At 41.7% G+C, this 12,207-nt stretch carries 11 protein-coding genes; 9 read left to right on the top strand and 2 right to left on the bottom strand.

Annotated features, from left to right (window positions below; genetic code table 11):
• The first annotated feature begins 571 nt into the window (after positions 1-571).
• From H6G74_RS22080 to H6G74_RS22050, 7 genes are all read left to right on the top strand, one after another.
• On the top strand, positions 572-1,747 hold the full coding sequence (locus H6G74_RS22080) for a Re/Si-specific NAD(P)(+) transhydrogenase subunit alpha (protein WP_190969701.1): 1,176 nt from the start codon (positions 572-574) through the stop codon (positions 1,745-1,747).
• Positions 1,748-1,824: 77 nt separating this feature from the next.
• Entirely contained in the window at positions 1,825-2,118 is a 294-nt protein-coding gene (locus tag H6G74_RS22075; protein ID WP_190969700.1) for an NAD(P) transhydrogenase subunit alpha, read from the top strand.
• The gene (locus tag H6G74_RS22070) at positions 2,115-3,518 is read left to right on the top strand and encodes an NAD(P)(+) transhydrogenase (Re/Si-specific) subunit beta (RefSeq protein ID WP_190969699.1); all 1,404 of its coding nucleotides are present in this window, start codon (positions 2,115-2,117) and stop codon (positions 3,516-3,518) included. The genes H6G74_RS22075 and H6G74_RS22070 overlap by 4 nt, the downstream gene beginning before the upstream one ends.
• A gap of 66 nt (positions 3,519-3,584) precedes the next feature.
• Positions 3,585-3,755 carry a hypothetical protein gene (locus H6G74_RS22065; protein ID WP_190969698.1) on the top strand — a complete coding sequence of 57 codons (171 nt, stop codon included), beginning with the start codon at positions 3,585-3,587 and terminating at the stop codon, positions 3,753-3,755.
• 16 nt (positions 3,756-3,771) lie between these two features.
• Positions 3,772-4,986 carry a DUF6745 domain-containing protein gene (locus H6G74_RS31320; protein WP_242051315.1) on the top strand — a complete coding sequence of 405 codons (1,215 nt, stop codon included), beginning with the start codon at positions 3,772-3,774 and terminating at the stop codon, positions 4,984-4,986.
• Positions 4,987-5,236: 250 nt separating this feature from the next.
• Positions 5,237-5,449, top strand: coding sequence for a DUF4351 domain-containing protein (locus H6G74_RS22055; RefSeq protein WP_242051314.1), 213 nt, complete (start codon positions 5,237-5,239; stop codon positions 5,447-5,449).
• A 290-nt stretch (positions 5,450-5,739) separates the two neighbouring features.
• Positions 5,740-6,375 (top strand): hypothetical protein, encoded by a 636-nt coding sequence (locus H6G74_RS22050; protein ID WP_190969697.1) that lies wholly within the window; start codon positions 5,740-5,742, stop codon positions 6,373-6,375.
• Between the two features lie 88 nt (positions 6,376-6,463).
• Here the strand turns inward: H6G74_RS22050 and H6G74_RS22045 are convergent, their stop codons facing one another.
• Both H6G74_RS22045 and H6G74_RS22040 read right to left on the bottom strand, forming a co-directional pair.
• The gene (locus H6G74_RS22045; RefSeq protein WP_190969696.1) at positions 6,464-7,891 is read right to left on the bottom strand and encodes an LCP family protein; all 1,428 of its coding nucleotides are present in this window, start codon (positions 7,889-7,891) and stop codon (positions 6,464-6,466) included.
• A 280-nt stretch (positions 7,892-8,171) separates the two neighbouring features.
• On the bottom strand, positions 8,172-8,603 hold the full coding sequence (locus H6G74_RS22040) for a hypothetical protein (RefSeq protein ID WP_190969695.1): 432 nt from the start codon (positions 8,601-8,603) through the stop codon (positions 8,172-8,174).
• Positions 8,604-8,711: 108 nt separating this feature from the next.
• Between H6G74_RS22040 and H6G74_RS22035 the strand changes: the two genes are divergently transcribed.
• On the top strand, positions 8,712-9,890 hold the full coding sequence (locus tag H6G74_RS22035) for an AI-2E family transporter (protein WP_190969694.1): 1,179 nt from the start codon (positions 8,712-8,714) through the stop codon (positions 9,888-9,890).
• A gap of 336 nt (positions 9,891-10,226) precedes the next feature.
• Entirely contained in the window at positions 10,227-11,831 is a 1,605-nt protein-coding gene (locus H6G74_RS22030; protein WP_242051313.1) for a radical SAM protein, read from the top strand.
• The last annotated feature ends 376 nt before the right edge of the window (positions 11,832-12,207 follow it).

The following is a 12,207-nucleotide window of genomic DNA, read 5'->3' as shown; positions in this document are numbered from 1 at the left end:
TCAGAGAGACTAGAGCCTAGTGATTAGTATTGTTACTCAGCACTTTCAAGTCATTACTCAGAACTAGAAAAATGTGTAGATGTTGCTAAATATGTACAAGTGTATATAACTTTTGCGGGGTTTGTTATAAAAATTGAGCTATAAAATTAGCGATCGCCATGAAGATTGGGCTAGATTAATAAAAATAAGTTGTCAGCAATCGAAGAGTAATCTTTAAAAATACATCAAATTATTAAGCTTTAAAAATTTCAAGTAGATTCCACTATGTAATTAAGGCAAAATCTTGCAATCTGGAAAATAACCTAAAGACTAAAGATGTAAACTGGGGAATCAACATAGCATTAGCAATATGTAAACCTATAGGTCAATATCGGCAAGTTTGACCTGTATAAAAGCAAAATCCGGCTTTAGCCTGAGAACTAATAGTAGGAAAGATAAAGTTCAAGGTTCAATCTACAAATTCAAGCGATCGCTGGCAATAATTGCAGCTTCACTATGAGTAAAAGACATCCCGAAATTGGGAGAGTTGCAGGTTTTGCAGAGATGTAAGTATTTATCTCTAGGAGATTTCATGAGAATAGCCGTTGCTAAAGAAATAGAAGTTTGCGAACGTCGTGTGGCATTAAATCCTGAAACTGTGGCGCGACTTGTCAAACAAGGTTTAGAAGTATGGGTAGAAAAAGGTGCAGGAGAGCGTTCATTTTTTAGTGATGCGGCATATCAAGCCGCAGGTGCAGAAATTATTAGTGATACTGCTCAATTGTGGAACCAAGCAGATGTTTTATTAAAAGTTAGTCCACCCCAAGAGCGAGAAGATGGACGCTCAGAAATTGATTTATTGCGAGAAGGATCGGTTTTAATTAGCTTTCTCAATCCTTTAGGAAATCCGGTAGTTGCCCAACAGTTAGCAAAGGGCAAAGTTACAGCCTTGAGTATGGAATTGATCCCCAGAACTACCAGGGCGCAAAGTATGGATGCTTTGTCTTCCCAAGCTTCTTTGGCTGGTTACAAATCTGTATTAATTGCCGCCGCCGCCTTACCAAAATATTTCCCGATGCTGACAACAGCAGCAGGGACAATTGCCCCAGCTAAAGTATTTATTATGGGTGCAGGTGTAGCTGGACTACAAGCGATCGCCACCGCCAGACGTTTGGGTGCTGTTGTGGAAGCATTTGATATTCGTCCCGCCGTTAAAGAAGAAGTCCAAAGCTTAGGCGCAAAATTTGTGGAAGTCAAACTCGACGAAGAAACCACAGCCGCAGGTGGTTACGCCAAAGAAATCTCCGAAGCCAGCAAACAACGGACTCAAGAAGTTTTAACTGAACACGTCAAAAACGCTGATGTTGTAATTACTACAGCCCAAGTCCCTGGTAGAAAAGCGCCACTACTAGTCACAGAAGAAATGGTGGCACAGATGAAACCAGGTTCAGTCATCGTCGATTTAGCCGCAGAACAAGGTGGTAACTGCGCTTGTACCGATCCCGGTAAAGATATTGTCTGGAATGGCGTAACCATTATTGGGCCGATTAATCTGCCCTCATCTATGCCAGTTCACGCCAGCCAATTGTATTCCAAGAACCTGACATCTCTATTGCAACTATTAGTTAACAAAGAAAAAGCTTTGCAGATTAACTTTACTGACGACATCGTTGATGCAGCTTGCATTACCCACGCAGGCGAAATCCGCAATCAACGTGTCAAGGATGCGCTGCAAACTATCAACACTCAACAACCTGCTGTTAATTAGGGAATGGGGAGTGGGGAGTAGGGAATGGGAAATTCCTAACCTCTAGCCCCTAGCCCCTCATATAAGGAGATTTAAACATGACAGATGCGTTACTTGCGGCATTGTTTGTCTTTGTGCTGGCATCATTTATTGGCTTTGAAGTGATTAACAAAGTCCCGCCAACTCTACACACGCCCTTAATGTCTGGTTCCAATGCGATTTCTGGCATTGCGGTACTGGGGGCAATAGTAGCGGCTGGTGCTAAAGAGACAAGTGTTTCCGTAATTTTAGGTTTGATTGCAGTGGTACTCGCCACAGTCAACGTTGTGGGTGGTTTTCTCGTCACCGACAGAATGCTGCAAATGTTCAAGAAAAAGGAGATTAAGGCGTGAGCGACTTTTTACCGACTGGAATTCAGCTGACGTATTTAGTCGCTGCATCCTTATTCATCTTTGGTTTGAAAAAGCTGGGTTCTCCTGCTACTGCCCGGAATGGTAATGTGATTGCGGCGGTGGGAATGCTGCTGGCAATTGTGGCGACAATGCTGGATCAGCATGTGTTGAATTATGAAATGATTTTGTTAGGCTTGGCGATTGGTTCTGGCATTGGTGCGATCGCAGCCTACAAAGTCCAAATGACCGAAATGCCCCAAATGGTGGGTTTACTCAATGGCTTAGGCGGTGCAGCTTCGGCGTTAGTTGCGGTTGCAGAATTTTGGCGTTTACTAGAACACTCCCAACCCATCCCTTTAGATGTCAACATTTCCATGTTGTTGGATGTGTTAATTGGTGGTGTCACCTTCACAGGCAGTTTTCTCGCCTTCGCCAAATTACAAGGTTTAATTAGCGGTTCACCAATTACCTTTCCCTTCCAGCAACCATTTAACTTGTTGCTGCTTGGTGCTTATATAGCAGGTAGCGCCTATTTAATCGTCACACCAGATAGCCTACCCGTATTCTTAGCAGTTACAACTGTTTCCTTAATCTTGGGTGTGATGTTCGTCATCCCCATTGGTGGCGGCGATATGCCCGTAGTGATTTCCCTGTTAAACTCTCTGTCGGGGATCGCTGCATCGGCGGCGGGGTTTGTGGTGATGAACAATATGTTAATCATCGCTGGTGCTTTGGTGGGTGCTTCTGGTATCATCCTCACCGAGATTATGTGTAAAGCCATGAACCGTTCTCTGTTCAGCGTGCTGTTCAGTGCTTTTGGTTCAGGTGGCGGTGCTGCTGGTGCGGCGGCGGCTGGTGCAATAGATCAAACTGTCCGCAGTATTGATCCCGAAGAAGGTGCGATGATGTTGGGTTATGCCCGGAACGTCGTCATTGTTCCTGGTTACGGTATGGCAGTTGCCCAAGCACAACACAGCGTGCGCGAATTGGCAGATCAATTAGAACGTATGGGTGTTGATGTGAAGTATGCTATTCACCCCGTAGCTGGAAGAATGCCGGGACACATGAACGTTTTATTGGCTGAGGCGAATGTGCCTTACACCCAGTTATACGATATGGAAGATATCAACCCCCAATTTGAACAAGCCGATGTAGCGTTAGTAATTGGGGCGAATGATGTGGTAAATCCTGCTGCGCGTAGTGATACAGCTAGTCCAATTTATGGTATGCCAATTTTAGAAGTAGATCGGGCAAAGCAAACAATTGTAATTAAGCGCGGGATGAGTGCTGGTTTTGCAGGTGTAGATAATGAGTTGTTCTACAAAGATAAAACCACAATGTTATTTGGTAGCGCGAAAGATATGGTGGCGAAGTTAGTTTCGGAAGTGAAGCAACTTTAAACGAACCGCCAAGACGCAGAGGGCGCGGAGGAAGGAATTAGAGAATTAACTTGCCTTGGAGGTGTGATGCTTCTGAGGCAAGTTTTTTATTTTTTCGCGCAAAGGCGCAAAGGATTAAAATTTTTAAGTATAAATAGTCAAACTGTATTTGTGATGGCTAAATTTCCTAGAGCTTTACCAAATGAATATTTTCATCATATTGGTAGAGCGATCGCAGCTAACAATTTTTGCGTGTAAAACTTAGAATTATATAATGATTGAAACACTGACTCCAGAACAAGAAGCCTTAATTTCCGTGTATCGAGATAAGTGGCGAAAGATAGCATTGTCAAATAAACAAATTGAGCCTAAAAAAGCTACCGAAATAATCAAGCAGGCTTTTGCTGATAGTGTAATTATCAAGAATCCTAAAATAAAGTGTGTCAGCAGCCCCTTAAATGCTTTTGAAGATATAAAGAATTTATACGCTTGGCAAAAACAAGCAACCTATTTATTTTTTCCTCTATTTGTTATTATTATACCAGTGTTAGTGTGTTTTTATTCACTACAAATTAAATCTGATTATGTTAGTGGATTTATACTTGTTTTAGGTTGCGCTTTATCTGCAATAACATACTATAAACTATCTCGAATAATAATCTTAAATATTGATACAGATATACTGGATAGACTCAGGGTATATCTGCTAAATAATACAAATTGCTATCTAAGCAAATCTTTGGAACGTAAATTAAGCAGAGAATTCTATGATCCTATTTTAGAACAAACAGAAAGACAATTATCTAGAATATACAGCACAAAACTCAATGTTAACTTACATCACTTTAAAATATTATGTCCTATTGGTTATGGTTGGTATCAATGGAGAATATTTGTACAAAATGTAGCTAGATTAGACTATTGTATCTCAGTGTTTAACTGTAAGTATGATTTTAATAAATGGCCAATTATGCAGTCTATGATTGAAGAAGTTGGCTGTATTATTCCTGCTTACAATCAAATTTTACTCGTAGTTAATCGCCCTATAGCTTTAAATTTAGATTCTCAAAACCGTCTTCATGCTGAAGGTGAAACTGCAATTAGATTTGCTGACGGCTATAGTTTTTATTCTTATCATGGTGTTACGCTACCAGAAAGATACGGAAAATTACATCCTCATCAATGGCAAGCAAAATGGCTATTAGAAGAAAAAAATACTGAACTAAGGAGAGTATTGATTCAAGGAATTGGATATAGTAAAATCTGCCAAGAATTACAAGCTACTGAATTAGATTATTGGCATGAATACGTGCTACTAAAAATAGATGCTTTTGTGGATGTTGAAGCAATTTATCTGTTAAAAATGACTTGTCCTAGTACTGGGTTTATTTATGTGTTGCGAGTCCCACCTTACATGAAATCAGCAAGGGAAGCAATTCGCTGGGTGAATTGGGATATCGACCCAGAAGAATTTGGTATGCAAACGTGAAATAGTAATTTTAATTAAATTATCCATCAAAAGATAACAAGCGATCACATACCTACTATCGCAAATATTGAGCGATCACTCATCAGTAACATGATATAAATCTAATCATGATAGACCACAATCGCCTGTTCAAAGAACTACTCACAACCTTCTTCTGTTTATTGACAGTTATCTACGGTTAAATGCCCAAGAAAATCAAATATTCCAGGCGGAAATTGCCCAATTTGAACCAACTCAACAAGAGGTAGTTATGCAAATTGTAACCAGTTGGATGGAGGAAGGAATACAACAAGGAGAGTTGAAAGTAATTCAGCGTCAATTAACAAGACGCATTGGTACAATTACTCCTGAATTACAAGCACAACTGCGGGGATTATCTGTAACTCAGTTAGAGGATTTAGCAGAAGCTTTACTAGATTTCTCTAATGAAGCTGATTTAGTAGCTTGGTTGCAACAGCAATAAGACGTTTATTTTAGCAGGCGATCGCCCTCTTCTTCCTTCTTCTGTGGTAGCCTGGGGCAAGCGGTTTTAAGTCTATGTGAAAAAACCCGTTTTCAAAGAAAATTTACTCATAATCAAACCTTATTAACTCATAAACGAGTCTTTGATACTCCCGCGAGAGTCTTTGATACTCGTAAACGAGTCTCTGTTACCTATTCTTTGTACCTGCTATAAATTGCGGAAATTGTTGTGGAAAAGTTGGAGTTATTATTTCTGGATAGTTTAAAAGATCAGATTCCCAGGAGTGAATTATGCAAATTCACAACAAGCAAATTCAGCAATGGATTTTGTCACCAATTTTGATGAGTTTAGTTGCAGTTGGAACAATTGCTTGCCAATCTCCAGTTCATTCTTTTGTAACTAAGCAAGCCGCAAAACCAGTAGTTACATTAGCACAAACGCCAGGAATTTACCGCAGCGATCGCTTTCGTTTTCGGTTTAGTTACTCCACCAAAGATTTTGTCATCGATAACAAAATATCAACTCCTAGAAATAATGTTGATGTACCTCTCGCATCTGTTGATATTTGGACTAAACAACACGCCCAAAAAATTCGTGCTGGAGCTTATGAAGGTGGTACAGAATATCCAGCAAATGTTCAAGTTGCTGTATACAATAATCCCCGCAAATTCTCTTTGCAGCAGTGGGTAAAACAGAGTAACCAGTTTTCCGCAACCCGCGACTTTAAATCTGCGAAAATTGCCGGACAAACAGGCGTAAAATTTCAATCTAGTGGTTTATACGAAAACGAAAATGTTGCTTTTATCAGTCCAAAAGATTCTCGAATTATTGTTGTGTCATTATCCAAAACTGGTAACAGCAATAATGATGCTCTTTACCGCCAAGCATATCAACAAATGGTGAACTCGTTCACGTTCCTGAAATAGATAGAAATGGGTATGGAATAAGAAACAGCAGGGGAAAGGTGAATCCATTTTCCCCTGCTGTTAAAAAAGTCTGTGATTTAATTAATTACTAATAAGATTGAGTCGAATCATCCAAAGGCATTTGGTGTTGTAGCCAATCTTTGCCTACTTGGATGCTGACATCAGAATATAAACTACCAGTGCTTTCAACCCGAACTTCGCCAATTCCCAGAAGATCCCGAATTGATTCAGCACTACTGCCATCTCCTTGTTGAGCAACAATGTGAGTGACTTCTAATGGTTCATTCCAAGGCTTGGCGATATAAACATTCCGATAACCAGCCCTTTCTAAAGCGCGAATTAAAGGCCGCAGGGCGGTGCGATCGCTTCCTGTACTATCTTGAATGGCGACTCGCACAGAACTAGGATCAGTTACTTCTGACTCAGTATTTTCAGCATTTGATTCTAAACCAAATTGTTTAGCCATAAGTTTGGCAATGCTATCTTTACTAGGCAACCAATAGCTGGCATCATACTCGCCTTTCTCGCTAAAGCGCCCTGGTAGCATTAACATCTCCATATTCGAGCGATTAGTCCGTACACCAAAACCTAATAAGGCGACTAATTCTTCTACCGTTAAGTTAGTATCAATGTGTTCTTTGACGACATTTAAAATTTTAGGCAACTGCGCTAAGGTAGCAGGGTTGAGACTTTGGTCAGTTAAGGCACGCATGACCATTTGCTGGCGTTGAATCCGACCGATATCACCTAATTCATCATGACGAAAACGCAGTAATTGTAGTGTTTGCTCGCCGTTGAGATGTTGCTTGCCTGCTTTTAAATTAATATATAGATGTTGCGATTCATCTTTATATTTCATGTCTTTGGGAACATAAACTGTAACGCCACCCAAAGCATCAATGAGTTTAGCAACTCCCAAAACATTAATCCGAATGTAGCGGTCAATACCAACCCCGCCCAAGAGATTGCTGACGGTTTTGGCAGTTAAAGCCGGGCCGCCTTCTACATTAGCAGCGTTAATTTTTCTTGTTCCATAGCCTTCAATTTCGGTGCGCGTATCTCTGGGAATCGAAAGCATGACTATTTTTTTGGTCTGTGGGTCAAATTTGACCAACAGCATGACATCCGAAAGACCATCAAAAGAGTTGACTTGGGGCAAGTAGCGGAGATTTTTGGTTTCTTCGGGAGGATTTTGAACATCGGGAGGTAGTACGCTCATCCCCATGACTAAAAGATTCACCGGACGAGTTAATTCAGAAAAGCGCAATCCACCACCAGCGATCGCATCGCTGTCAAAGACGGCTTCTTCTTGGGGGCTGAGATCGGCTTGCTGTAAAGGCGTGCTAGTTAAAGAAACCGCCAACAAAGCACCAGCCATTGCTGACACCATTGCAATGCCGCTCATACCGACCCAGAACCACAACCAACGTCCCGATTTAGGGGTTATTGACTTTCTGCCCTTCATATTGGGGGTTTTTGAGTGGTTTTCTTCCGCCGAAGTTCTTTGAATGGTCACAGACTTCCTCACACTTGCTGATTAAATTCGGTAAATTTGCACCCTTATCAGTATGCAAATAATCAACTCATAATAGTTAACTCTTAATTAACCATGTTGACTTTTCGCTATTATGTCAACCACAACACTTATAGCAGGATTTTTCTTTTTTGAGGCAAATCCTGATATGTTTTATTGAAGTATGACAACAATAAGTCAGTTTGACTAGATCCGCTAGGAAATAATTTGTAATTAGATAAAAATTCAGTAAAAATACCGTCTAGAGATTGACACAACAGCATCACGATAAATACTTGCCCAAGACTCGCTCTGCTAAGTAGCTCAACCCTGGTAAACGACTAGATTGACCGCGAATAATCCGAAAAATTAGCCAAATACTCACTAAAAAATAACCAGATGTCAGAAAGCTATTGAGTATTAATAAACGCAAGGCAAAAAATTCCGAAGATGCTGATCCAGTTGCTAATAAGAGATAAGCTAATAGCCAAGCAAATGTCATAGTAACAGACTGGCGGCTAACTATTAGTTGTTCCCGACTTCCTTGACGACGGTAGAGAGTCCACAGAGATGGCAGCACCCCAATCACTGGGATGACATAAATCAGCAAATTTATTTGATTAAGGCGGGAGTTTTGACTAAAAATCTCAGGTGAAGTAGGCTGATGCCTTTCTTCTCTCCCGGAAGAATCATGAATTGGTTCAAAATTTTCCATTTGGCTGAGTCTAATCCTAAACTAGAGGGATGAAAGACTGTAATGTAGTTAGAGATAATAGGCTTTAGAGAAAGATTTTATTTAGTTTTATCTCGCAAGCGGCTAAAGATGCAGACACGCAAGCTAATCGACTGGTGGCAGACCCTAACACCAATAGCGCGAATCGGAGCGATCGCTCTGTTCGCACCAGTGCTAGTCCTCAATGGGTGGGCGCTTTCGGCAATTTTTGATTATTTCCATTCTCTAATAGTTATTTTAGTCGGAGCCTCAGTACTGGCATTTCTCCTCAACTACCCTGTTAGCTGGATGGAACGCCACGGGGCAAAGCGAGAGCAAGTTGCTGTGCTGGTGTTTTTATTAGCGTTATCAATTTTGTTAGCATTGGGCGTGACTCTGTTTCCCCTGGCCTTGACCCAAGCGCAACAACTGGTGGCTCGCATACCAGAGTTAATTGATTCTGGGCGATCGCAGTTAATGATGTTAAACGAGAAAGCAGAAATTCTCGGCTTACCAATTAACCTTGATGCACTTGTAGTCCAAATCAACGATCGCGTCAAGGGGCAGTTACAAGCGATCGCCGGACAAGTCCTCAACTTGGCTGTTGTCACCTTCACCAGCTTGCTCGATTTTCTGCTGACAATGGTTTTGACTTTCTATCTTTTGCAGCATGGCGATGAACTCTGGCAAAGTTTAGTAGAATGGCTACCCAGCAGATTTCGGGAACCTTTCTCCCAAACAGTCCGCCTCAGTTTCCAAAACTTTTTTATCACCCAGCTAATTTTATCTACCTGTATGGCATCCGCCTTAATTCCTGCCTTTTTATGGCTCAAGGTGCCATTTGGGTTGTTATTTGGCTTGACAATTGGGATTATGGCACTAGTCCCCTTTGGCGGTTCTGTGGGGATTATTCTCACGACTTCATTGGTGGCGTTGCAAGACTTTTGGATGGGAACCAGAGTTTTACTTGCAGCGGTAATTGTGCAGCAAATTTTAGAAAATTTAATTGCGCCGCGCATCTTGGGCAGTTTTACGGGCTTAAATCCAGTGTGGATACTAATTTCTGTCTTGACTGGTGCCAGAGTTGGCGGATTATTGGGTGTAATTGTCGCTGTACCTACGGCTGTGATTGTCAAAACTGCATTAGTCGCCCTCCGTCCTGGGAGGTTAACCAGCGAAACTGATGACACCACCGCAAAATGCGATAAATCAACCACCAGCGTAGCTGATGAATCACCCAAAGCTGAAGTCAAAAACCCCCTCAGCTTTTCGGAACCAACTTTACCTTAATAATTCAGTTGGTTTCAAAGGGTAAATAAAATTTATGTATTTTTGTGATGGCGATCGCATAAGTGGGTGCGATCGCTTTTTAGTCAAATTTGGTATAAGTTATTTTCCTAGTGGTGGCTTGAACCTCTGAGTACTACAGAGATGCAGAGATTATGCAAGCATGAGTTTTTCAGAGCTTTTTTGTTTATTCCTAAGTATGTTAAGTTATACATCAAAATTTTAAATTTAACTATTCATAATCGGCTAATTAGAGACTTTTTTGCGAAAAAATACATAAAATTTTTATGGATCGGCTGCATATTGAATTTGCAAACTGTCTCTTAAAGATTGCCAATTATGACACAGCAAAAAAACTCTGCTTTTACTTCACATTCTGCAACTGTGACTATGGCAGATAAACAGCATCCCACAATTGGACTGATTGAACCGCCAGCTACGGGGCTATACGATGCAGAAGGCAAAAATTGGACTTCATTATATAGACATCGCTCTTTAATTAGTAAGCAAGTTTTACTGGCTGACTTGCAAGCTGGTGGATTTGATGCCCGTTTGGTTAACCTCAGAGATGACAATTATAGTCAGGAGTTTGGGGAGATTGTCTGGAAAGGCATGAACTTGCGGAAAACTTATGTAGGGGGCAGAATTTCGACCCTCGACCCGCAAGCTTATGATGCTTGGGGAATTACAGTGAATTTTTCCCAAGACCGTCAAGTTAGTTGTATGGTGATTGAGCATTTGGCTAAGGGAGGCCGCCCGATTGTAGTTGGCGGTTCGGATGCACTGGCGGAACCACACCACTATTTTCAGGCTGGTGCAACAGCAGTGGTTCAAGATAAATCTGGGGGCGCGAATTGGGCGATTTTTGATTATGTATTGGGCAGAACACCACGAGAAGAACTCACAGGTGTGATTTTGGCAGATGGGAAACAATATCCCCGCAAAACCAAAGCCAAAAGCCCTGATGAGTGGGCGTTACCTTCATTGGAGGTAGCGAAAGAATGTTTAGGGACACTCCCAAATGTCCAAGGACATGTACCAGTGGGTTCTTTGGTGGCTGATATTGGCTGCGATCGCACCTGCGATTTTTGTATGACACCCACCTACGGTACTGGTTTTCGCCGGATGTCCCCCGAAACAGCCCTAAGATGGTTGGAGATTCAAAAAGAAGTTGGGGCGCGTTCTATAAATATTGGTTCCGATCAATTTTTGGCTCGTGTACTCTTTCCCGGAGGACGAGAAGAAATCCTTGCAATTACCAATGGGGCGCGAGATATCGGTATAACTCTAATGTGGCCCAATGGTTTGGAATTGCGGAAAACAACGCTTGGTGCGGGGCGGAACTACGACAGCACCGACCTCAGACCAGATGAGGAACTCATTGAAGCACTGTTTGGCTGGGATGGTAAAGTCGGTTGTCCTTTAGCTTACATCCCGGCGGAACGTCCAGTTTTTGGCAGAGAAGCATACAAAAAACTGCTACCCTGGCAAGAGCATTGTGAATTGATGAAAGCCGTAGTGAGAACTGGTGTACCTGTGATTACCTATGGCATCATTATCGGGCTACCAGATGATGACCATGAAGACTTGTTACGTCTAGAGGAAGCGATTTCCGACCTTGTAGATGAACTGGTAGAAATTAATCCGCAATTGGAATTTCAAACTTCTTGCTACAGCATTATTCCCTTACCCGGAACACCCCAATCTTTTAACTTACGCAAAACCGGAATGCTACAGTTTGAAGACACCTGTCTTTGGGGAGTATGGACAACTACTTCTAATACTCGTCATCTTACTTACGACCAAGTTTCCGATTGGCAAATTCGCCTGTCTAATATTCGCAGAGCGCCATCGACATTTACCAACTATAACGGGGAATATTCGGCGATGGTGAGTACAGCTTCCTCTGATGATTCTAAGATTGTCTTGGGCAGTGTAAATTAAACGCTGTCTTTTTTAGCTTCACCTAGCGGCTGTTTGAAAGGTTCGCCAACCGTTATGGCAGAAGGCAGAAGGCAGGAGGCAGGAGGTAAAATTCTTACTATGTCTGGCATTCATGCTTTTTATTCCTCGCCTATACTTCGACTGCTATACTGCGCCGACCTTTCAAACAACCTCTAATACCAAGAAAGATTGAGAGCTTTGATCAGGTGTGGTAAGTTGATGACTAGCTTGGTTTGAGGTTAATAAATGTCACCACGCACCTAATATTGATCCAGAAGATAATGACTGGGTAACTGAGGAAGACTCAGGAGAAATAAGAGAAGCAACCCCAGAGGAAATTGACGAAACAATCCAGCAGTGGGAACAGTACGAACAA

The organism is Nostoc spongiaeforme FACHB-130, assembly GCF_014698475.1.
GTDB lineage: Bacteria > Cyanobacteriota > Cyanobacteriia > Cyanobacteriales > Nostocaceae > Nostoc_B > Nostoc_B spongiaeforme.
Note: the sequence above shows the minus strand (reverse complement) of the source record. Positions and strands in the feature narration are given on the sequence as shown.